Origin of the sequence: Lutibacter sp., from assembly GCF_030692605.1 — a bacterium.
Classification (GTDB): domain Bacteria; phylum Bacteroidota; class Bacteroidia; order Flavobacteriales; family Flavobacteriaceae; genus Lutibacter.
In genome coordinates this window covers 14,605-38,107 of the sequence record NZ_JAUYUD010000125.1, presented here as the reverse complement: position 1 = coordinate 38,107, position 23,503 = coordinate 14,605, and the positions used below count along the sequence as shown (strand labels likewise).

Below are 23,503 nucleotides of genomic sequence, written 5' to 3'. Positions count from 1 at the left end.
ATTTCACATAATAGATATTTAGAAAAAATGGAAGATAGATTAACGAAATTCAATGAATTAATGAATACATTCAAGTCTGAAAACCAATTAGGGAAAAATCTATCCAATTTAATTGTAAATATTTAATAGACTTTATATAATTTTATGAAAAACAAAATTCAGTTAATTACATATGTAGATAGATTAGGTTGTAAAAACCTATCAGATTTAAAATCATTATTTCAAAATGAATTTAAAGGATTGTTTGGGGGACTTCATATTTTGCCATTTTTTTATCCAATAGATGGAGAAGATGCTGGGTTTGATCCCATAGATCATCAATTAATTGATCCAAGATTAGGAAACTGGGACGATTTAAAATTGTTGAGTGATGAGGTTGATATTATGGCCGATTTAATTGTAAATCACGTTTCGGCAAAATCAACTGCGTTTCAAGATTATCTTCAAAAAGGGAAAAATTCTGAATACGCTTCCTTATTTTTAAGTTACGAAACCGTGTTTCCAAATGGAGCATCAGAAGCAGATTTACTAAATGTTTACAGACCACGACCAAGTTTTCCGTTTACTACTTTTAAACTAAACGATGGTTCTAGCAAACTTATTTGGACAACATTTACCAGCAATCAAATAGACATTGATGTAAATAGTAAACTGGGCACAAAATATTTAGAAAGTATTTTGAATACGTTTCAAAAAGCAGGAATTACAATGATTCGCTTAGATGCAGCAGGTTATGCCATAAAAAAACAAGGAACATCGTGTTTTATGATTGATGAAACGTTTGAATTTATTTCAAAATTAAGCAATCAGGCAAAAGCAAAAGGTATTGATGTTTTGGTTGAAATCCATTCCTATTACCAAACTCAAATAGAAATCGCAAAAAGAGTAGATTACGTATACGATTTTGCGCTTCCAGTGTTGGTTTTAGATACATTATTTAACAAAAACACTTCCAGTTTAAAAAAATGGTTAGCTGTTAGTCCGCGAAATGCAATTACGGTTTTAGATACGCATGATGGAATAGGTATAGTTGACGTAGGTTCAGAAAACGGAAAACCAGGATTAATTGACGACGCTATTTTAAATGAAATTGTAAATAAAATTCATAACAATAGTAAAAAAGAAAGTCTAAAAGCAACAGGAGCTGCGGCCTCTAACTTAGATTTATATCAGGTTAATTGCACCTATTTTGATGCTTTAGGGAAAGACGAAAAAGCATATTTTATGGCTAGAGCAATTCAGTTTTTTGTTCCTGGCGTTCCACAAGTTTATTATGTTGGTTTGTTTGCAGGAGAAAATGATATGGATTTACTAGAGAAAAATAAAGTTGGAAGAGATATTAATAGGCACTATTATACGAAAAATGAAATCAATTCAAATTTAGAAAAACCTATTGTTAAAAAGTTATTTGAATTAATGTTGTTAAGAAATAATCACCCAGCTTTTAATGGTGAATTTAAGTTAATTGAAATATCTGACAATATTTTAAATATTGAATGGACCTTGAATAATGAATGGGCAGAACTCTTTATCGATTTAGAAAAAATGAACATGGAGATTAAATTTTCAGCGTTCAATAATAAAACCAAATTAATAATAGATTAAAACATACAATAAAATTATAAAGAATGACACATATAGAAACAAATCAAGCAGCGTACAATCAGAAAAACATAAAATGGCTTACATATCTTATGTTTATGATGTTTGCCATGACAACCGATGCGGTAGGAGTTATTATTCCTGAAGTAATGAAAACGTTTAATTTATCAATGACAGCGGCTGGACTTTTGCATTATGGGCCTATGACTGCTATTGCCTTGGCTGGTATTTTTCTTGGATTTCTTGCAGACAAAATTGGGCGTAAAAAAACCATAATTATAGGTTTAGCCTTGTTTGCTATTAATTCTTATTTATTTTTATTAGGGAATACATTTGGATTTTTTCTTGTGTTGTTAATAATTTCTGGTGCTGCCATTGGTGTTTTCAAAACAGGGGCATTGGCTCTTATTGGCGATATGTCAAAATCAACCAAAGAACATACTTCAACAATGAATGTTGTTGAAGGATTTTTTGGAGTGGGAGCTATTATTGGACCTTTTTTGGTAAGTTATTTTTTAACTAAAAATGTGGACTGGAAATGGCTCTATGTAGTTGCAGCAACTTTGTGTGTGATTTTAATAATTATTGCTTTTTTTGCAAAATATCCCGAAACTAAAAAATCTACTGAAGAACCAATAAATATTGGTCGAACGTTAAAAATGGTTAAAGATAAATATGCCTTTGGATTTTCGATGGCAGCCTTTTTATATGTTGCTGTGGAGGCAGCAATTTATGTTTGGATGCCCACTTTAATTGCTGATTATGATGGTAGTTTGATGTTTATTGCAATTTATGCATTACCAATATTTTTTGTATTGCGTGCTGGAGGAAGATTTTTAGGCGCTTGGATGATGGATCATTTTGATTGGACAGTTGTGTTAACAATATCAAGTTTTCTTATTTTATTATGTTATGTTTTTAGTTTTGTAAATGAATCCGCAACAGTAGTTTTATTGCCGTTGTCTGGCTTATTTATGTCAGTCATTTATCCAACCATAAATTCAAAAGGTATAAGCTGTTTTCCAAAATCGAGTCACGGTTCTGTTGCTGGAATAATCTTGTTTTTTACAGCTGCAGGAGCAGCCATAGGTCCTTTGTCTATGGGTGTTGTAAGTGATATATTTGGTTCAAATGCAATATATGGTTTTATGCTTGCAACCGTTTTAGCAGCATTATTATTTGTTGGTTTTTTATTAAATATGATATTTAAACCTACACTAAAAAGACTTGAGTTAATAAACAAAAGTGAATATTAATGACGAATAAAAAATTTAATATTGTTGGTATTGGTGAGTTACTTTGGGACATGTTACCCGATGGTAAAGAATTAGGTGGAGCACCTGCAAATTTCAGCTATCATTGTAATTATTTTGGAGCAAATTCCATTATTATTAGCGCCTTGGGGAATGATGAACATGGAGAGGAAATTAGTTCAATTTTAAAAGAGAAAAAGTTAAATTATTCTATAAATTATGTAGAAAAACCAACTGGTTTTGTTTCGGTAAAATTAGCTAATGGAATTCCGTCCTATCATATACACGAAAATGTTGCTTGGGATTTTATCGAACTTAAAAATGATGGAATTGAAGCGTTAAAAATAGCAGATGCCATTTGTTTTGGTTCGCTTTCCCAACGTTCTAAAACTTCGTATAAGGCAATTCATAATGCATTAAGTACAGTTCCAGAAGCGGCTTTAAAAGTTTTTGACATTAATTTAAGGCAGTCCTATTTCAATAAAAAATTAATTGAAGATTCGTTAAAATATGCCAATGTTTTAAAGTTGAATGATGAAGAACTGATTGTTTTAAGAAAAATGTTTGACTTGAAAAATACTGAAGATGAAGCTTGTATGCAATTGTTAAATCAGTTTAATTTAAAACTTGTTGCATTAACAAATGGCTCAAAAGGAAGCATTTTATATACTAAAAATGAAATTTCACAACTCTCGGTTCCAAAAGTAAAAGTTATTGATACCATTGGCGCAGGAGATTCCTTTACTGCCGCAATGATAATGGGGATGCTTAGTGAAAAACCGCTTAAGCAAACTCATTTAGCCGCAACAGAACATGCGTCAAAGGTGTGTATGTATAAAGGAGGAACTCCAATTTTATAGTATTTTTTCAGGTTAGTTGATTATCAATTATAGTGAAATTAAATTTTATTTTTTTTTAATTAGCGTCTTATCAAGTGGTAAAAGTTTTTATACCTAATTTTTTTTATTCAAACAACATTTGGAAAGGTAAATGGAAGAGCTTTTGAAGGTTCAGCCCTATATATGGAACATCCCTTGGCTGAAAAAGTGAAATAAGTTGGTGTGGGAAAAATTCATTAGTACTTCAAATAATTTAAGTTTCACTCTAATTTAGCAACACTAAACATATCAAAAATTGAATGGGAAGAAGTAATCGAAATATTATTTAAAAAATATGTTATAAAAAGAATAAGACTTACAAGTTTGATTATGAATATGCAATTTTAAAACCTAGTTAAAAACAATGTATTTGCGCTATTTAAGTTTCTTTATTTACATCTAAATAGAGTAAATTTGTTGTATTCTAAAAAATAAACTGAAAGTTATGAGCACAAGCAATAAGAAAAGCGATGCTTTAATGTATCACCAATACCCTACACCAGGAAAAATAAAAGTAGTACCAACCAAAAAGCATTCAACTCAACGTGATTTATCGTTGGCATATTCACCAGGAGTTGCTGAACCTTGTTTAGCAATTGAAAAAAATCCAGATGACGCCTATAAATATACTTCAAAAGGTAATTTAGTAGCAGTTATATCTAATGGAACAGCCGTTTTAGGCCTAGGAGATATTGGAGCTTTGGCAAGTAAACCTGTTATGGAAGGAAAAGGACTTTTGTTTAAAATATTTGCAGATATAGACGTTTTTGATATTGAAGTTGACACAAAAGATGTTGAAAAATTTATTGAAACTGTAAAAAATATAGCACCTACTTTTGGAGGTATTAATTTAGAAGATATTAAAGCGCCTGAAGCATTTGAAATAGAAAGAAGGTTAAAAGCTGAATTAGATATTCCAGTAATGCATGATGATCAACATGGTACTGCAATTATTTCAGCGGCAGCATTAAAAAATGCAATTGAAATAACAGGAAAAGATATTTCTAAAGTTAAGATTGTTGTTAATGGAGCTGGAGCTGCTGCAATTTCTTGCTCACTTTTATACCTACGATTAGGGGCTAAAAAAGAAAATTTAGTCATGTGCGATAGCAAAGGGGTGATTCGAAAAGACGCTCCAAATTTAAACGAACAAAAAGCTGAATTTGCTACAAGTAGAGATATATATGCATTGGAGGAAGCAATGATTGATGCAGATGTTTTTATAGGTCTGTCAATTGGTGATGTTGTAACGCCAGAAATGTTATTAACTATGGCCAAAGATCCTATAGTTTTTGCAATGGCAAATCCAACACCAGAAATTGATTATAATTTGGCTGTAAAAACGCGTAAAGATATTATAATGGCGACAGGACGGTCTGATCATCCTAACCAAGTAAATAATGTTTTAGGTTTTCCTTTTATCTTTAGAGGAGCTTTAGATGTAAGAGCAACTGCAATAAATGAAGAAATGAAAATGGCTGCCGTACATGCATTAGCAAATTTAGCTAAAGAAACGGTGCCAGAAAAAGTAAATATTACTTATGGAGAAACAAATATTCAATTTGGTAAAGAATATATTATTCCTAAACCTTTTGATCATAGGTTAATAACGGAAGTACCACCAGCGGTTGCAAAAGCAGCCATGGAATCTGGAGTAGCAAGAGTACCAATTACTGATTGGGATGCTTATAAGGAATCACTAGCGGAAAGACTAGGTACTGGAAGTAAGTTAATGAGAATGCTTTCAGCAAAAGCTAAATCTAATCCAAAAACCATCATTTTTGCAGAAGCAGATCACTTAAATGTACTAAAAGCTGCTCAAATAGTTTTTGAAGAAGGAATTGGGATACCAATTCTATTAGGTAAAAAAGATGTTATTAAAGAGTTAATGAAAGAGATTAATTTTGAAGCAGATTTATTAATTTCTGACCCAAAATCAAAAAAAGAAAAAGAAAGAAGAGATAGGTTTGCTAGAATTTATTGGGAAAAAAGACAGCGTAACGGGATTACTCTTGTTGATGCTCAATTAATGATGAAGGAAGTTAATTACTTTGCTGCCATGATGGTAAATGAAGGTGAAGCAGATTCTTTAGTTACTGGCTATTCTCGCAGTTACCCAACAGCTGTAAAACCAATGATTGAGTTAATTGGTAAGCAAGATGGCGTTCCCAGAATTGCAGCAATGAATATTATGATAACTGAAAAAGGACCTATATTTTTAGCAGATACAGCAATAAATATCAATCCTTCTGCAGATGAGTTAGCCAATATTTGTTATATGACTAGCATAGGGATGAAAATGTTTGGTTTTGAAGCAAATATTGCAATGCTTTCTTATTCTAATTTTGGGTCAACCAAATCTATAACAACTAAAAAAGTAAAAGAAGCAGTAGAGTTATTACATGCAAAATATCCAGATTTATGCGTTGATGGTGATTTACAAGCCGACTTTGCTCTAAACCCTATATTATTAAAAGAGAAGTTTCCATTTTCTAAATTAGTTGGTAAAAAAGTAAATGGTTTGGTTTTTCCTAATTTAGAGTCAGCGAACATAGGTTATAAACTAATGAAAGAATTTTATCAAAGCGTAACGATAGGTCCAATAATTATGGGACTTAAGAAACCTGTTCATATTATTCAGTTAGGAGCAAGTGTTGATGAAATTGTAAATATTGCAACAGTTACAATTGTTCACGCCCAAGAAATTGAGAAGAATAACTAATATTTTACTACATTTGATTTTCGATCCAAAAAGTAAAATATGATAACTCATTTAAGAGGTAAATTAGTAGAAACTAACCCTACTTATCTAGTAATAGAGACAAGCGGGGTTGGTTATTTATTACATATTTCGTTAAATACTTATACACAATTACCTCAAAATGAAAATGCGTTTTTATATACATATTTATACATAAAAGAAGATTCTCATACATTGTTTGGTTTTATAACTAAAATTGAACGCGAAATTTTTAGATTGTTAATTTCAGTATCTGGTGTTGGACCAAGTATAGCACGTATGATGTTATCTTCAATGACTACAGATGAAATACAACATGCAATTGCTTCAGGTAATGTTGGAGTAATTCAATCGGTTAAAGGAATTGGTGTAAAAACGGCACAAAGAGTTATTATAGATTTAAGAGATAAAATTACCAAAACGTATGCAATTGATGAGCTTTCTGGAAATGAAAGCAATACAACTAAAAATGAAGCGTTATCAGCATTAGAGGTTTTAGGTTTTAACAAAAAACAATCAGAAAAAGTTTTAGATAAAATTTTATTGGATGACATTAACGCAAGTGTTGAAACTCTCATAAAAAAAGCGCTTAAAAATTTATAAGGTTTGAATAGATTTAAAATTAGTTATAAAACTACTTGTTTATTATTGATTTTTCTAATCGTTAGTTCTGTGTTGTGGTCTCAAAATTTACCACTTCCTCAGACTATGGATTCTTCTATTGTAATCTCAAAAACGGATACATTAAAATATCCTTTTAAAGCAGAAAAATTAGGTAGCCTTTATTTAGCCGATCCATCCCAAACCGAAGTAATTTTTGATTCTGATATAGGTAGGTATGTAATTATTGAAAAAATTGGTAATCAAATTATAAGGAGGCCTATATATATGACGCTAGAAGAGTACAAAAAGTACAAACTTCAAAAAGATATGGCGGAGTATTATAAAGGAAAAATTAGCGCCACTAACAGTAAAAAAATAGGGAGTGCAGAGGCACAAAAAAATTTATTACCAACGTATTATGTAAATTCCGATTTTTTTCAATCTGTTTTTGGAGGAAACACTATTGAAGTTAATCCACAAGGATCTGTTTTGGTTAAAATGGGAATGTTGTATCAGAAAGTGGATAATCCTCAATTATCAGAGCGAAATAGAAGTAGTTTTACCTTCGATTTTAATCAAGAAATTAGTGCTAGTATAATGGCAAAAGTTGGGAGTCGATTAAAAGTGGGAGCCCAATATGATACTCAATCTACATTCAATTTTCAAAATCAGATAAAATTAGAATATACTCCAACTGAAGATGATATTCTTCAAAAAGTTGAAGTTGGGAATGTAAGTATGCCCGTAAAAAATTCTTTGATTGTTGGAGCTCAGAGCCTTTTTGGAGTTAAAACACAATTAAAATTTGGTAAAACATCAGTTACCGGAGTTTTTGCCGAACAAAAATCTCAAACACGTTCTGTTGCTGCTCAAGGTGGTTCAACCATACAAGAATTTGAATTGCAAGCGACCGATTATGATGAAAATCGTCATTTTTTTATCTCACAATATTTTAGAGATCGATATAATTTAGCGCTTAAAGATTTCCCTCTAATAAATAGTCCAGTAAATATAACCAAAGTTGAAGTTTGGGTTACCAACAGAAATGCGACAACAATTGATATTAGAAATATTGTTGCTGTTGCAGATATAGGTGAAAGTGACCCTACCAATATTGGACCAGCAAATGTTATTCCAACTCCAGGAATTATTTATCCTTCAAATAAGGCTAACAACATTTCAACAGTATTAACAACCACCAATGCACTAAGAAATATTGCAACGGTAGGTGATGGTTTGGCTCCTTTTTCAATGCAGCAAGGTAGAGATTATTCGGTGTTAGAAAATGCAATAAAATTAAGAGCCGATGAATTTAAAGTACACCCACAATTAGGTTTTATTTCTTTAAATCGAAGATTGGCAGATTCTGATGTGTTAGCAGTTTCATTTGAATATACAGTGAGTGGAAGCTCTGAAGTTTATAAAGTTGGAGAGTTTACAACCGACGGTATTGTTGCTCCTGCGAACATTGTTGTTAAATTATTGCGAAGTGAAATTATTAGCACGCAAATTCCGATGTGGGATTTAATGATGAAAAATGTGTACTCGCTTCAAACTTACAGAATGCAACCAGAAGGATTTAGATTGGAATTATTGTATGCCGATGATGCAACTGGAGTGCCAATTAATATGTTACAAAATGCAAAAACTGCTGGTATTGCAGATAGAACCTTGTTAAATTTAATGGATATAGATAGGTTAGATCAAAGTCAGTTTAGTGTGCCTGAAGGTGATGGATATTTCGATTATGTAGAAGGTGCTACCGTAAATTCTGATAAAGGATTTATAATTTTCCCAACCGTAGAGCCATTTGGAGAAAATTTACAACAAAAACTTACGAATACTGCTGATGCGATATATGTATTTAATGAATTATATGATATAACTCAATCTGAAGCTCGTAATAATTTTCAGCAAAAAGATAAATATTTAATCAAAGGATATCATAAATCTGAAAGTGCGAATGGAATACCTTTGGGGGCATTTAATGTGCCTCAAGGTTCGGTTAGAGTAACTACAGGCGGAAGAGAATTAGTTGAAGGAATTGATTATGTGGTAGATTATCAAATGGGAAGAGTTCAAATTATCAATCCTAGTTTAGAAGCCTCTAATGCCCCAATTCAAGTTTCAGTAGAAAATAATGCGGCTTTTAATTTACAAACAAAACGATTTTTAGGAGTAGATATTGAACATAAATTTTCAGATAATTTTATAGCTGGAGCCACGTTTTTAAATTTAAATGAAAAACCAATTACTCAAAAGGCCATTTTTGGACAAGAGCCAATTAATAATACTATTTTTGGATTAAATGCAAGTTATGGCACGGAGGTTCCAGCCTTTACAAAATGGGTGAATAAATTACCAAATATTGATACCGATGTTGTTTCTAATTTTTCAATTAGAGGTGATTTCGCATATTTAGCTCCTGGATCTCCAAAAAGAATTGAACAAGGAGGTGAGGCTACTTCGTATGTAGATGATTTTGAAGGGTCTCAAATTCCACTTGAAATTAAAACGATACAACAATGGCATATGTCAAGCACGCCACAATATCAATCACAATTTAATTTTGGAGGAAATGCCTCTGATTTAAGTTATGGTTACAAAAGAGCAAAATTAGCTTGGTACATAATTGACCCACTTTTTTATGGAGGTTCATCTTTAAAACCAGATAACATTAGTAATGTTGATTTATCTCGAGCTGAAGTTAGAAGAATTCGATATGAAGAATTATTTCCGGAACAAGATTTAGATTTAACGCAGTCTACTATAGTTAGAACACTAGATTTAGCATACTTCCCAAACGAAAGAGGAAGTTATAATTACGACACCAATAATGTTGGAGGTAATGGTTTGTTTACCAATCCTGAAGACCGTTGGGCAGGTATTACCAGAGCTTTAACAACAACCAATTTTGAACAATCAAACGTTGAGTATATTCAGTTTTGGTTAATGGATCCATACGATCACTATTCTATTACTAATGCAGAAGGGTTACCAACGGGTATTAATCCAAATGATCCTGCAAATCAAGTTGGAGATTTGTATTTTGATTTAGGTAATATATCGGAAGATGTATTAAAAGATGGTAGAAAAATGTATGAAAATGGATTGCCTGCAACTGCCTTATCCAACACCAATACAGCACCAACCATTTGGGGTAAAATACCTACAAACCAATCGTTGTTATATGCTTTTAGCGATAAAGATAATGAGCGTAAAAATCAAGATATTGGTTTAGATGGGTTAAATGATGAAGAGGAAACTCAATTATTTGGAAGCACCTTTGGGCCAGATCCAGCTCATGATAACTATAAATATTTTAGAAGTTCAGAATACGATGCTAATAATTCATCCATAATTTCTCGATATAAAAGATTTAATAACACACAAGGAAATTCACCTACTAATAATCTTTCAACAGAAAGCTATCCAACATCTGCTACAACCTTCCCAGACACCGAAGATATTGATAAAGATCAAACAATGAATTCTGTTGAAAGCTATTATCAGTACAAAGTGTCTTTAAATAAAAACGATTTAATTGTTGGACAAAATCATATTGTTGATGAAAAAACAGTTCAGGTTAAATTAGATGATGGAAGTACCAAACAATTCCGATGGTTACAATTTAGAATTCAAGTTAGTAGTCCAGATGAGGTTGTAAATAATATTACAGGGTTTAATTCTATACGATTTATGCGTTTGTTTTTAACCAAATTTAAAATGCCGGTAGTTCTTCGATTTGGAGAATTGCAATTGGTTAGAGGAGATTGGAGACGGTATACTAAAACATTAGAGGAAAATATAACTCCTCCTCAAAACTTAACAAATATTGAATTACAAAATTTTGAAGTTGGAGTTGTTAATATTCAGGAAAATGAAGATAGAAATCCAATTCCTTATATATTACCTCCAGGAATTGAACGCGAAATATTACGAGGAAGTACAACCTTACAGAAACAAAACGAGCAATCATTATCGTTAAAAGTAACTGATCTTGAGCCAAAAGAAACAAGAGCAATTTTTAAAAATGTTCGAGTAGATTTAAGAATGTATAAAAAGTTAAAATTATTTATTCACGCTGAAGGAATTCAATCAAAACCTCAAGTTCAAGATAATGAAATGAAAGTTATTGTACGAATTGGAAGCGATTTAGATGATAATTATTACCAGTTAGAAAAAATGATAGTAATTTCTGATTACAGCGCTAGATCTCCGCTTGAAATTTGGCCAGAAGAAAATAATTTAAATGTTATTTTAGAACATTTAGGAAAGCTAAAATTATTGCGTTTTGAAGAAGGTATTGCTCCTAATATTTTATATCCAGCGGAAGGAGTTTTGTCTCCTATACCTAATATTGAGGGCTATGAAATTAGAGTAAAAGGAAATCCGAACTTGGCCAATATTAAAACTATAATGTTAGGTGTAAAAAACACCACTACTACCAACCAAAGTGCAGAGATTTGGTTTAATGAAATGCGTGTTGCTGAATTTGATAATGAAGGTGGTTGGGCTGCCGTGGTAAGTGCCGATGCTAATTTTGCAGATTTCGCCAATGTTGCCGTTACTGGCAGAAAGGAAACACAGGGTTTTGGTGGCATAGAGCAGCGTGTAAATGAACGCACACAAGATGATACACAATTGTATGATTTGGTAACAAATGTAAATGTGGGTCAACTATTACCAAAAGATTGGGGAATTAAAATTCCGTTTAATTATAGTATTTCGGAAGAATTTAAAGACCCAAAATACGATCCACAATATCAAGATGTTTTGTTTGACGATGCGAAAGATATTAATCCAAATAGTGATAAAGCAAGGGATTATACAAAAAGAAGAAGTTTTAGTTTTATAAATGTAAGAAAAGATATTAATCCAAACAGTGATGCAAAACAACATTTTTATAGTGTTGAAAACTTGTCAGTTTCTTATGCTTATAATGAAACGTTTCATAAAGATTACAATGTTCAAAATTTTTTAGATCAAAATGTAAGGGCTTCAGCAAATTATAATTATAGTTTTGAACCTCTAAATATTGAACCATTTAAAAATATAGAGGCACTAAGTGGAAAGTTTTTAAAATTAATAAAAGACATTAATTTAAATCCAATTCCATCTCAAGTTTCAATAAATTCAAATATTATTAGAAGGTACAATGAGCAATTATCGAGAAGTTTAATTGAAGGTTTACCACAATTGCCAACGCTAACTCAACGTCATTTTATATTCGATTGGGATTATGGCATTGGTTATAATATAACAAAATCGTTACAATTTAATTTTAGGGCATCCAATAATTACATTTATGATGATTTTGATAGAAATGATGATATTGGCTTGATGGATAATTTCTTTGCTATGGGAAGACCGGACCATTATCACCAAACATTAAACGGAACCTATAAAATTCCAATAGATAAAATACCGTATTTAGATTTTATTAGAGCAAATTATGCTTATAATGCAGATTTTGATTGGCAGGCATCTTCCAGATCATATGTAGCTCAAGTTGGAAATGTAATTCAAAATGCAAATACTCACACCATAGGTTTTGATGTTGATTTCAATAAATTTTATAAAAATATTCGTTTGGAACAACTTTTTCAAAAGAAACAACGTGAAAGTTCCAACCTTACAAACGAGGAACTGCAACCACCTCGAGCAATTGCAAATAAGAGCACTTCTTCAAAAAATATATTAGGTCAAAATATTTATGGTTTATTAACTTCCATTAAGAAAGCACGAATTAACTACTCAGAAAATAATGGTACTTTTTTACCAGGATATGTTCCTGAAATTGGATTTTTAGGTAGAGACAATTTAAATGGGAGCTTGGCTCCAACATTAGGGTTTGTTTTTGGTAGTCAGATTGATATTAGGCAACGCGCAATTGAAAATGGGTGGTTAATTTCTAGAGATGTTTCAGATCCGTATTACAATAAAACATTTAGTCAAACCCATTTTAATAAAACGGACCTCTCCGTTACCGTTGAACCATTTAAAGATTTGGATATTGAATTGAGAGGAAATAAAACCTTCACAAAAAGTGTTTCACAACAAATTGATGTTATAAACGGAGTTTTAATTACAGATTCTCCATCTTCCGAATTTGGAAATTTTAGTATAAGCTACAATATGTTTAAAACTGCTTTTGATAATAGCGATACAAATTTTAATGAATTCAAAAATAATAGAGCGATAATTGCTCAACGATTGGCAGATGAAACAGGACAGCCAATAAGTGGTTTTGGGGTAACAAGTCAGCAAGTGATGCTTCCAGCATTTATTGCAGCCTATTCAGGAAAGGAAGCAAACGGAATTAAATTAAGTGCTTTTAGAGATATTCCAATTCCAGGTTGGGATATAAATTATAAAGGGTTTATGAAGCTAAATTGGTTTAAAAAACATTTTAGAAGCTTTTCAGTATCACATAATTACAACTCGTTATATTCGTTAACTAGTTTTACTAATAATCTGGAATTCAAAGTAAATAGTCCTTATTCAACTTCAGATATTGCAGGTAATTATTTCAACAAAACATTGTTTACCAATGTTAATTTATTGGAAGAATTTTCTCCATTGATAAAAGTGGATGTAAAAATGAAAAATTCTGTATCTTTCGCCGGTCGAATTAATAAAGATAGAGGTTTAACATTGAACTTTAATAACAATACCATTACCCAAATAAAAGGAATTGAATATGTAATTGGGTTAGGGTACAGGATAAAAGATTTACAAATGAGATTTAGATTTGGAGGAGATTTGACCAAATTGAAAGGAGATTTGAATATGCGTGCAGACATTACATTAAGAGATAATGAAACCATAATTAGAGCCATAGATGAAGATAATAATCAAGTAACTGGAGGTCAACGATTGCTTTCAATAAAGTTTGCGGCGGATTATGCCTTGAGTAAAAGTTTAACAGCTTCTTTTTACTTTGATCAAAGTTCTTCTAATTATGCAATTTCTACCACATTTCCAAGGCAGTCTTTTAGCTCCGGATTTAGTGTTAGGTATGTTTTAGGAAATTAATTAAACAATTATATTAAAATGAATATTCCACAAGAATTAAAATACACAAAAGACCACGAATGGATTAGAATTGATGGAGAAAAAGCAACCATAGGTATTACAGAATTTGCTCAAGGAGAATTGGGCGATATTGTATATGTTGATGTTGATACCATTGGAGATGAAGTTTCAAAAGATGATATTTTTGGATCTGTTGAAGCTGTAAAAACAGTTTCTGATTTAATAATGCCCTTGTCGGGAGAGGTTTTAGAATTTAATGAAATATTAGAAAACGAGCCTGAAAAGGTAAATTCAGATCCTTATGGAGAAGGCTGGATGATTAAAATTTCAATAAATGATTTATCAGAAGTAGATGAACTTTTAAACGCTCAAGATTATAAAGCTTTGGTTGGGGCATAAAGGGTTTTTATATCTAGCGCTATTTCTAACAGTTGTTATTATCATTGGAAGTATAATTCCATTAGATAATATTGCTAATATTGAATTTAAGTGGAGCGATAAATTAATACATGTTGTGGCTTATTTTATGCTTACAAGTTTATGGTTTTTGTCGTTTAATTTAAAAATTAATACAAAAAAACTAAGGTTGTTCATTACAACCTTAGTTTTTTCTTTTGGCATAATTATTGAAGTTTTTCAAGGAACACTCACTACATTAAGGCAGTTTGATTTTTTAGATATTGTTGCCAATTTTGTGGGAATAATTCTGGCATTTTTGGCATTTCAATATTTTTACAAAAGAAATTAAGGTCATTCTAAAAAATATGCTTGTATAATATAAGAAAATTATTAAATTAGCAACCTATAAAAATTTTACAGATGCAAGTTAAAAAAAGTTCAAAAGCAAATTTAGAAAACTACAGCAAGTTATTTATGCAATTAGGGTTAGTATTAGCGCTATTGGTAGTTTATTTAGCCATTGAGAAAAAAACCTATGACAGGGTGATAGCTGATCTTGGTCCTGCTAGTTATAATATGCAAGATGATGAGCAGGTTATTGAAATAGAACAAATTAAACCACCTGAGCAACAAGCACCACCACCACCAGCACCAGATGTTATAAAAGTAGTTGAGGACGAAAAACAGGTTGAAGAAACCATTATTGAGTCTACAGAGTCTGATGAAAAGCAAGCAGTGAAGGTTGATAGAATTAAAGATGTAAGAGTTGAAGAAGACGTTATTGAAGATGTTCCTTTTGCAATTATTGAAGATGTTCCAGTTTACCCAGGTTGTAAAGGAAATAAAGATCAATTAAGAGAATGTTTACAAGAAAGTATAACAAAGCACGTAAGTAGAAAGTTTAATTCTGAATTGGCATCTGATTTAGGATTAGCCCCAGGTGTTAAACGTATTATTGTTATGTTTAAAATTGATAAAAATGGAGATATCACAGACATTCAAGCTAGAGCTCCTCATAAGAGATTAGAGGATGAAGCGATTAGAGTAGTATCCTCTTTACCAAAAATGACTCCAGGTAAACAACGGGGACGTGCAGTAGGTGTAAAATACAGTTTACCAATTGCTTTTAAAGTTGAGTAATAGTTAAAAATTATATGTAAAACTGCCTTCTAAAGAGGCAGTTTTTTTTTGAAAAAAAACAAGGTTATTCACCTTTATGGATAAACGATTTATTTTATGATAAATAGTATTAGATTTACTTTAAATTAAAAAAAATGTATTTAAATCAGATTCTTAAAAGAAAGGGTTTTGTTAAAATAAAACTTAAAAGAATTGAAACCAATCATTTTGTATTAGGAGCAATTATAAATGGAGTTAAAGGTCGTTTTATTGTAGATACAGGAGCTTCTAATTCTTGTTTAGACACCCAAAAATCCAAGAAGTTTAAACTCGAAGTAAAAGACTCTGAAACAAAAGCTGCAGGGGCAGGGGCTATTGGCATGGAAACAAAAATCGCAAATAGGAATTTGTTAGAAATAAACGAGTGGACTTTTAATCAATTTTCTATTGTTCTTCTAGATTTAAATCATGTTAATGCTGCATTAATTGAGCATAGTTCAAGAACAGTTCATGGAATTATTGGAGCAGATATATTAGAAAAAGGAGAAGCAATTATTGATTATAAACAACAGTGTTTGTATTTAAAGAAACTCGTTTATAAACATTAATTATTTTCTGACCCCATTTTTTAGTTTACCATTTCATCAATTACAAAATAATTGTTCATAAAAATTATATTCAGGCAACCTTTTGCATAAAATTTGCGTCTATATAAATAGATTAGAAAATCATTAACCTTTTGAAAATTATTCAACTTTTTAAAAACGATGAAAAGCTTATAAAAAAAGCTATTCAAAATAATCGCGAAGCACAACATATGTTGTTTAAGTTGCATTCTCCAAAAATGTTAAGTGTTTGTAGGTATTATATTAAAGATATGCAATTTGCTGAAGAAGCAATGCTAAACGGTTTTTTCAAAGTGTTTTCTAATTTAAAAAACTTTCAAAATAATGGAAGTTTTGAAGGATGGATTCGTAGGATTATGGTACGAGAATCAATTTCTTTTTTAAGAAAACAAAAGAATATTGAATTTGTGGTTACAGATAAAGAAATTCAAAGTGATGTGACTGATACTATTAATTGTGAAATGGACGTTGCTCAAATACAATATTTTATTGATTCGCTTCCAGATGGCTATAGAATAATTTTTGTTATGTATGCAATTGAAGGATACAAACATCAAGAGATTGCTACCATGTTAAATATTTCTGAAGGCACCTCAAAATCACAATTATTTAAAGCAAGAAAAATGCTTCAACAAAAAATTATTAAACAAAATAAGACAAATTATGGCACTTCATAAATTTGAAAAAGACATAAAAAAGAAACTTGAAAATAGAACTATAAATCCATCGGCGAACGCATGGGATAAATTAGAGAGTAGATTATCAACTATTGAAACTAAAAAAAGTAATTCGTTTTATTGGTTTATAGGTATTGCTGCAAGTATTGTTGGTATTTTGTTAGTGGTTCCAATATTCATTAATAATAAAATTGAAATGGAAACACCTATAATTGTTACAACAAAAACTGATAAAAATGAAGGAATTAAAAAAACCAATGAAGAAAATTTTAAACCTAAAAAAGTATCTAATACGGCCATAGCAAGTGAAATTTCAACTAAAAAAAGCAATAGTAATAATACAAAAAAAGAACAATTTGCTTCTATAAAAGCTACCGATATTCATAATCAAAATAGTGAAAAGGACAACTTAAGTATGCTAATTGAAATTGCTGTAAATCAAGAAAGGTTAAATCAATTATCTTTTGAAGAGCAGAAAATTGCAGAGATGTTAACTGAAATTAAAAATTTAAAAACTAAAAAACATACAGTTAGTGCTGCAGAAATTGAAACACTTTTAATTAAGGCTCAAAAAGAAATAGCACTTAGTAAAATATATATTGACAACACCAAAATGGTTGATGCAAATCTATTACTTCAAGACGTTGAAGTTGATTTGGATAAATCGTTTCGAGTAAAGTTTTTAGAAGCATTAAAAATAAATTACGATACAATGATAACTGCAGTTTCTCAACGTAATGATTGAATAATTAATAATAAATAAAAAAAATTATCATGCGAAATACAACTAAATACATAGCGCTTATTGCAATAATTATAAGCACACATATGCTAAATGCCCAAACCGGTAATAATAGTAATAGAATTAAAATTTTAACTGAGCAAAAAGAAGCAATAAAAATTGAAGAACGTGATTTTTTAAAAACAGAAGTAGAATTTATTATACAACGTTTAGAAAAAGGAGAAATTACACAAGAAAAAGCGGATGAATTAAAACTAGATGCAGCAAAAAAAAGAGCGTTAAATATTGAAAATAGAACTTCGATTATTGATCATAAAATAGCTCTTTTAGAACGCAATGACGATGGTTATTTAGACAATGATGGAGAATTTTCGGTGGCAGGTTTGAGTATTGGTGGAAAAAAAGGAAGTTATGTTGGTCTTAAAATTAAAGGAAATAATGAACCAATTAAATATGACAGAAGAACTTTAAGTGAAATGGTTATAGCAGTCGGATTAAATAATGCTATTATTGATGGTGAAAAATTAGATAATTCACCCTATGAATTTGGGGGCTCTCGATTTTTTGAACTTGGCTGGGCTTGGAAAACAAGAGTGTTTAATGAATCAAATTTTATGCGCTTAAAATATGGAGTATCTCTTCATATAAATGGATTAAAACCTACTGATAATCGTTATTTTGTTGAAAATGGAAACCAAACAACACTCGAACTCTTTTCATCCGATTTAAAAAAATCAAAATTAAGTATTACCAATTTAGTAATTCCAATTCATTTTGAATTTGGTCCTTCAAAAAAGATAGAAAAAGATAATTATTTTAGATATAGCACTTCTAAACAGTTTAAAATAGGACTTGGAGGCTATGCAGGATTTAATATTGGCACACGTCAAAAATTAAAATACACTCTTGATGGCGATAGCGTAAAAGACAAATTTAAAAAAGATTATAACACGAGTGACTTAGTGTATGGTTTAAGTTCATATATTGCTTTTAATACTACTGCTTTGTATATAAAATATGATTTGTCACCAATTTTTAAGAATCAAACAATAGAACAAAACAATATATCTTTAGGAGTACGATTTGATATGGAATAAAGACTTTTAAGTTTAATACAAAGGCTGTTTAAAAGGTGAAATTTCACCCTTCAAACAGCCTGTTTTAATTTGGAAATGTTATAATTCCAATGCTTTTTTAGGATTGTTATCCATTAAAATTTCTATTGGATTTTCCAATGCTTCTTTTACAGCAACTAAAAAACCGACAGATTCTCGTCCGTCAATTATTCTATGATCATAAGACAAGGCAACATACATAATAGGTCTAATTACCACTTCTCCATTAATAGCAACTGGTCTTTCAACAATATTGTGCATTCCTAAAATACCACTTTGAGGAGGGTTAATTATTGGTGTAGATAACATGGAGCCAAAAACACCACCATTGGTAATTGTAAAAGTGCCTCCAGTCATTTCATCAATCGTAATTTGACCGTCACGAGCTCTAATAGCCAAACGTTTCACTTCGTTTTCAACGCCTTTAAAAGTTAAATTTTCAGCATTTCTAATTACAGGAACCATTAATCCTTTTGGTCCCGAAACCGCTATTGAAATATCTTGAAAATCATGCGCTATTTTATAATCCCCATCCATCATAGAATTTACATCAGGATACATTTTTAATGCTCGTACAACGGCTAAAGTAAAGAAGCTCATAAATCCTAAACCAACGTTGTGTTTAGCTTTGAATTCTTCTTTGTATTCATTGCGTAAATCGAAAATCGGTTTCATATCTACTTCATTAAAAGTAGTAAGCATCGCAGTTTCATTTTTAACGGAAACCAATCTTTCCGCTACTTTTCTACGAAGCATTGAAAGTTTTATTTTTTCAGAATTTCGTTTTTCACCAGCAGAAGATCCCATACTTGGAACTGCTTTTACCGCATCATCTTTTGTAATTCTACCATCACGACCTGTTCCTTTAATTTCTGATGGAACAATTCCCTTTTCGGTCAATATTTTCTTTGCCGCAGGGGAAGCTGCGCCACTTGCGTAGGTTTTCTCAACAACACTTGACGCAATAGGTTTTTCAGCTTGCTTTTCTTCAATCTTTTCTGAAGCTTTTTCACTGTTTACTGAAGACTGTTCACTGCCAACAGGTTTTTTGGCATCCATATCAATTAAGCAAACAATAGCGCCAACAGCTACAGCATCACCTTCTTCAGCCTTTAAAGTAATAATACCACTTTCTTCTGCGGGTAATTCCAAAGTTGCTTTGTCTGAATCAACTTCAGCAATTGGTTGGTCTTTTTCTACATAATCACCATCTTTTACAAGCCAAGCTGCAATTTCTACTTCTGTAATAGATTCTCCCGGAGATGGGACTTTCATTTCTAAAATCATCGTACTATTTTTTAGTCTATTTTTTCTAAATCCATTGTAATATAATGGATAAAGTTTCTTTAGTTAGTTGTGTTAAATACTCTATTTATAACGTTTTGGTGCCTAGCCTTAAATCTTGCCGCAGAACCAGGAGCTGGTACCGCATGATAAGGTTGAGAAATAATGTCTAATTTAACAAAATTAAAACGTTGCATTATAAAACTTGCTGCGCCCATATTTCCTGGCTCTTCCTGAGTCCAAATATAATTGGTTGCATTTGGATACTTTTTAATTACTTGTTGTAGTTTTTCTAGATGAAGCGGAAAGAGTTGCTCTATTCTTATTAAAGCAACATCTTTTCTTTCTAATATGGTTCGTTCAGCTAATAAATCGTAATAAAATTTACCAGTACAAAACACCAATTTAGTAACATTTAAAGGATTGATTGTATCGTCAATAATCTCTTGAAATTCACCATCTGCAAAGTCTTCTAATGTTGAAACAGCTAATGGATGGCGTAATAAACTTTTGGGCGTAAAAACAATTAATGGTTTTCTGAAATCGCGCTTCATTTGTCTGCGTAACAAATGATATAAATTAGCAGGAGTTGTGCAATCTGCAATAATCATATTATCGTAGGCACACATTTGTAAAAAACGTTCCATACGAGCCGATGAATGTTCGGATCCTTGTCCTTCATAACCGTGAGGTAATAAAACAACAATCCCGTTTTGCAATTTCCATTTATCTTCGGCTGCAGATAAATATTGATCAAAAATTATTTGAGCTCCATTGCTAAAATCACCAAATTGAGCTTCCCAGATAGTTAATGCATTAGGGTTTGCCATAGCATAACCATAATCGAAACCAAGAACACCATATTCAGACAATAATGAATTATAAATTGTCATTTTTCCTTGTGTTTCACTTACGGAATTCAATAAATTAATCCGTTCTTCAGAGATTTCGTCTCTTAAAATAGCGTGTCTATGGCTAAAAGTTCCTCTTTCAACATCTTGTCCAGAAATTCGAACATCAAACCCTTCTTGTAATAAGGTGCCATAGGCTAATGTTTCTCCCATTCCCCAATCAATTTGATTGGTTTCAAAAACCATTGAGTTTCTATCTTTTAGAATTTTTTCAGCTTTTCGCAAAAATTTAATGCCAGCAGGCACGGTAGATACAATTTTTGCGATGTCTTTTAATTTTTTAATCGGATATTTTGTGTTTGTAGAAAGCAACATAGCATCTTCACCTCTTCTAGTGAAACCATCCCAAGTATCTTCCATAAACTCTCGTACCTTAGACTTTTCTATTTTTTTTGCTTCTTCGTATTCTTCTTCCAACAGGTTTTTAAACTCATCAATAATTCCATTTAGAAATGGAGTGTCAATAACACCATCATCAATTAATTTTTTAGCATAAATATCTCTAGGATTTTCATGTTTAGCAATAGCTTTGTAAAGTTTAGGTTGCGTAAATCGAGGTTCGTCACCTTCATTATGTCCATATTTTCGATAACCCAATAAATCTATAAAAATATCTCGTTTGAACTCCATTCTAAAAGCCAAAGCCATTTCAATAGCGTGTACAACAGCTTCAACATCATCGGCATTTACGTGTAAAACAGGAGACAGTGTTACCTTTGCAACATCGGTGCAATAAGTACTAGATCTACCATCTAAATAATTAGTTGTAAATCCGATTTGGTTATTTATAACAATATGAATGGTTCCCCCTGTTGAGTATCCATTTAATTGACTCATTTGGGTTACTTCGTAAACTAAACCTTGACCAGAAATTGCTGCATCACCATGAACAATAATTGGAATTAATTTTGAATTATCTCCTTCATATGTTTTATCAATTTTGGCGCGTGCTATTCCCTCAACAACTGGCCCAACTGTTTCTAAATGTGATGGGTTGGGAACTAAATTCATAATAAGTTCCTTGTTGTTTTTCAATGTTTTTTTTGTGGTTAAACCTAAATGGTACTTTACATCACCATCAATAGATTCGTCTTCAAAATCTTTTCCATCAAATTCGCTAAAAAGGTCTTTAATAGGTTTTCTAAAAATATTTACAAGCGTACTTAATCGGCCTCTATGCGCCATACCAAATACAAATTCTTTAACATCATAATATTCTGTTGCATTCCAAATAATGGCACTAATTGCAGGAATTAAAGCTTCTCCACCTTCTAATGAAAAGCGTTTTTGTCCAACATATTTTGTTTGTAAGAAATTTTCAAAAGTAACTGCCTGATTTAATTTTTTTAAAATATAAATTTTAGTTTCTTTAATATAATCAGGGTGATTTGAGTTTTTATTTAATTTCTTTTGAATCCACTTTATCTCTTCAGGATTTCTGATGTACATATATTCTACACCTATAGAATCACAATAAATAGTCTCTAAATGCTTTATAATTTCACGCAGTGTGGCTATTCCTGTACCAATAATTTGACCAGCATCAAAAACAGTATCTAAATCTTTTTCAGATAATCCAAAGTTTTCAATAGCAAGTGTTGGAGTATATTTTCTGCGTTCACGAACTGGATTGGTTTTGGTAAACAAATGACCACGAGTTCTATAGCCATTAATAAGATCTATAACTTTAAATTCCTTTAAAACATTTTCTGGTACTTCAAAGATTGAATGATCTTCAGTTAGCGAATATTTTTCTGAAGCAAAGTCGTACCCTTGAAAAAAACTTCTCCAACTTGGTTCAACAGCATCAGGATTTATTAAATACGTATCATACAAATCGGCTATAAAGCCTGAATGTACTGCATTTAAAAATGAATATTTATCCATATTATAGTTAGTAGTCTTATGTTTTATTAAACGAGCAAAAATACAATTTTTACTAAAAGCACGTTAAGTTAAGGTGATTTTTTAGAATTTTTACATATTTATTAAAAATAGTGATGATATGCGTTGAAATGTTTCAATTGTTATCAAAAATTCTTAATATACTAGAAATACCATAATTTTAGAAGACTGATTTAATAAAATAGAATCTAATTTTCAACAAGTTAGAGTTGTAATTATAAAAATAAGCTAAAACATAAGTTTTTTTTTAAAAAAATATTGCAAAAATTATAAAACCTTGTATATTTGCACTCGCAAAAGAGAATAAATTCCTCCTTAGCTCAGTTGGTTAGAGCATCTGACTGTTAATCAGAGGGTCCTTGGTTCGAGTCCAAGAGGGGGAGCTTTTTTGATAAAACCATTCAAGAAATTGAGTGGTTTTTTTCATTTTAAACAGTACCAAATACTCCATTCTACTTGATTTTATTGCATTGTGTGCATTCATTGCATCCAATATTTCCAAACTCATTAAATTGCCAACTTGTCAACTTTTTTAGATGAGAAAAAGGTGTGATATAAGGGGTACTTCAATTTTTAAAAGGGGCACCTCTTTTAAATAACCACCAAAATTT

General features: G+C 31.1%; 15 protein-coding genes and 1 tRNA gene. 14 read left to right on the top strand and 2 right to left on the bottom strand.

Annotated elements, in window-relative coordinates; translation table 11 throughout:
• Positions 1-144: 144 nt before the first annotated feature.
• The 13 genes from gtfA (at position 145) to Q8S45_RS13705 (ending at position 18,774) form a co-directional block, all read left to right on the top strand.
• On the top strand, positions 145-1,605 hold the full coding sequence (gtfA, locus tag Q8S45_RS13760; protein WP_305606128.1) for a sucrose phosphorylase: 1,461 nt from the start codon (positions 145-147) through the stop codon (positions 1,603-1,605).
• Positions 1,606-1,628: 23 nt separating this feature from the next.
• On the top strand, positions 1,629-2,858 hold the full coding sequence (locus Q8S45_RS13755; RefSeq protein ID WP_305606120.1) for a sugar MFS transporter: 1,230 nt from the start codon (positions 1,629-1,631) through the stop codon (positions 2,856-2,858).
• A complete protein-coding gene (locus tag Q8S45_RS13750) occupies positions 2,858-3,715 on the top strand; it encodes a carbohydrate kinase (RefSeq protein ID WP_305606116.1) in 858 nt (285 codons plus the stop codon). The genes Q8S45_RS13755 and Q8S45_RS13750 overlap by 1 nt, the downstream gene beginning before the upstream one ends.
• 463 nt (positions 3,716-4,178) lie before the next feature.
• Positions 4,179-6,455 (top strand): NADP-dependent malic enzyme, encoded by a 2,277-nt coding sequence (locus Q8S45_RS13745; RefSeq protein WP_305606113.1) that lies wholly within the window; start codon positions 4,179-4,181, stop codon positions 6,453-6,455.
• A 39-nt stretch (positions 6,456-6,494) separates the two neighbouring features.
• On the top strand, positions 6,495-7,076 hold the full coding sequence (ruvA, locus tag Q8S45_RS13740; protein ID WP_305606110.1) for a Holliday junction branch migration protein RuvA: 582 nt from the start codon (positions 6,495-6,497) through the stop codon (positions 7,074-7,076).
• Between the two features lie 3 nt (positions 7,077-7,079).
• Positions 7,080-14,114, top strand: coding sequence for a cell surface protein SprA (gene sprA / locus Q8S45_RS13735; RefSeq protein WP_305606107.1), 7,035 nt, complete (start codon positions 7,080-7,082; stop codon positions 14,112-14,114).
• Between the two features lie 18 nt (positions 14,115-14,132).
• The gene (gcvH, locus tag Q8S45_RS13730; protein ID WP_305606105.1) at positions 14,133-14,513 is read left to right on the top strand and encodes a glycine cleavage system protein GcvH; all 381 of its coding nucleotides are present in this window, start codon (positions 14,133-14,135) and stop codon (positions 14,511-14,513) included.
• The gene (locus tag Q8S45_RS14010) at positions 14,503-14,862 is read left to right on the top strand and encodes a VanZ family protein (RefSeq protein WP_371133032.1); all 360 of its coding nucleotides are present in this window, start codon (positions 14,503-14,505) and stop codon (positions 14,860-14,862) included. Before gcvH ends, Q8S45_RS14010 begins: the two co-directional genes overlap by 11 nt.
• A gap of 71 nt (positions 14,863-14,933) precedes the next feature.
• Positions 14,934-15,653, top strand: a complete 720-nt coding sequence (locus tag Q8S45_RS13725; RefSeq protein ID WP_305606102.1) for an energy transducer TonB — start codon at positions 14,934-14,936, stop codon at positions 15,651-15,653.
• Positions 15,654-15,787: 134 nt separating this feature from the next.
• The gene (locus tag Q8S45_RS13720) at positions 15,788-16,240 is read left to right on the top strand and encodes a retropepsin-like aspartic protease (RefSeq protein WP_305606099.1); all 453 of its coding nucleotides are present in this window, start codon (positions 15,788-15,790) and stop codon (positions 16,238-16,240) included.
• Positions 16,241-16,371: 131 nt separating this feature from the next.
• On the top strand, positions 16,372-16,935 hold the full coding sequence (locus tag Q8S45_RS13715) for an RNA polymerase sigma factor (protein ID WP_305606097.1): 564 nt from the start codon (positions 16,372-16,374) through the stop codon (positions 16,933-16,935).
• Positions 16,922-17,680 (top strand): hypothetical protein, encoded by a 759-nt coding sequence (locus tag Q8S45_RS13710; protein WP_305606094.1) that lies wholly within the window; start codon positions 16,922-16,924, stop codon positions 17,678-17,680. The genes Q8S45_RS13715 and Q8S45_RS13710 overlap by 14 nt, the downstream gene beginning before the upstream one ends.
• Before the next feature lie 29 nt (positions 17,681-17,709).
• Positions 17,710-18,774: a hypothetical protein gene (locus Q8S45_RS13705; protein WP_305606092.1), complete on the top strand. Its 1,065-nt coding sequence runs from the start codon at positions 17,710-17,712 to the stop codon at positions 18,772-18,774.
• A gap of 78 nt (positions 18,775-18,852) precedes the next feature.
• Here the strand turns inward: Q8S45_RS13705 and odhB are convergent, their stop codons facing one another.
• Positions 18,853-20,079, bottom strand: a complete 1,227-nt coding sequence (odhB, locus tag Q8S45_RS13700) for a 2-oxoglutarate dehydrogenase complex dihydrolipoyllysine-residue succinyltransferase (RefSeq protein WP_305606089.1) — start codon at positions 20,077-20,079, stop codon at positions 18,853-18,855.
• 59 nt (positions 20,080-20,138) lie between these two features.
• Positions 20,139-22,874: a 2-oxoglutarate dehydrogenase E1 component gene (locus tag Q8S45_RS13695; RefSeq protein ID WP_305606086.1), complete on the bottom strand. Its 2,736-nt coding sequence runs from the start codon at positions 22,872-22,874 to the stop codon at positions 20,139-20,141.
• A 327-nt stretch (positions 22,875-23,201) separates the two neighbouring features.
• Between Q8S45_RS13695 and Q8S45_RS13690 the strand changes: the two genes are divergently transcribed.
• Positions 23,202-23,275 (top strand) — tRNA-Asn (locus Q8S45_RS13690).
• The last annotated feature ends 228 nt before the right edge of the window (positions 23,276-23,503 follow it).

What these genes read in the sequence shown, in the direction of transcription:
- Q8S45_RS13695 (WP_305606086.1), bottom strand. Translation starts at nt 22,874, where the DNA reads ATGGATAAATATTCATTTTTAAATGCAGTACATTCAGGCTTTATAGCC.
- Q8S45_RS13755 (WP_305606120.1), top strand. Translation starts at nt 1,629, where the DNA reads ATGACACATATAGAAACAAATCAAGCAGCGTACAATCAGAAAAACATA.
- Q8S45_RS13750 (WP_305606116.1), top strand. Translation starts at nt 2,858, where the DNA reads ATGACGAATAAAAAATTTAATATTGTTGGTATTGGTGAGTTACTTTGG.
- Q8S45_RS13720 (WP_305606099.1), top strand. Translation starts at nt 15,788, where the DNA reads ATGTATTTAAATCAGATTCTTAAAAGAAAGGGTTTTGTTAAAATAAAA.
- gtfA (WP_305606128.1), top strand. Translation starts at nt 145, where the DNA reads ATGAAAAACAAAATTCAGTTAATTACATATGTAGATAGATTAGGTTGT.
- Q8S45_RS13705 (WP_305606092.1), top strand. Translation starts at nt 17,710, where the DNA reads ATGCGAAATACAACTAAATACATAGCGCTTATTGCAATAATTATAAGC.
- gcvH (WP_305606105.1), top strand. Translation starts at nt 14,133, where the DNA reads ATGAATATTCCACAAGAATTAAAATACACAAAAGACCACGAATGGATT.
- ruvA (WP_305606110.1), top strand. Translation starts at nt 6,495, where the DNA reads ATGATAACTCATTTAAGAGGTAAATTAGTAGAAACTAACCCTACTTAT.
- Q8S45_RS13745 (WP_305606113.1), top strand. Translation starts at nt 4,179, where the DNA reads ATGAGCACAAGCAATAAGAAAAGCGATGCTTTAATGTATCACCAATAC.
- odhB (WP_305606089.1), bottom strand. Translation starts at nt 20,079, where the DNA reads ATGATTTTAGAAATGAAAGTCCCATCTCCGGGAGAATCTATTACAGAA.
- Q8S45_RS13725 (WP_305606102.1), top strand. Translation starts at nt 14,934, where the DNA reads ATGCAAGTTAAAAAAAGTTCAAAAGCAAATTTAGAAAACTACAGCAAG.
- Q8S45_RS13710 (WP_305606094.1), top strand. Translation starts at nt 16,922, where the DNA reads ATGGCACTTCATAAATTTGAAAAAGACATAAAAAAGAAACTTGAAAAT.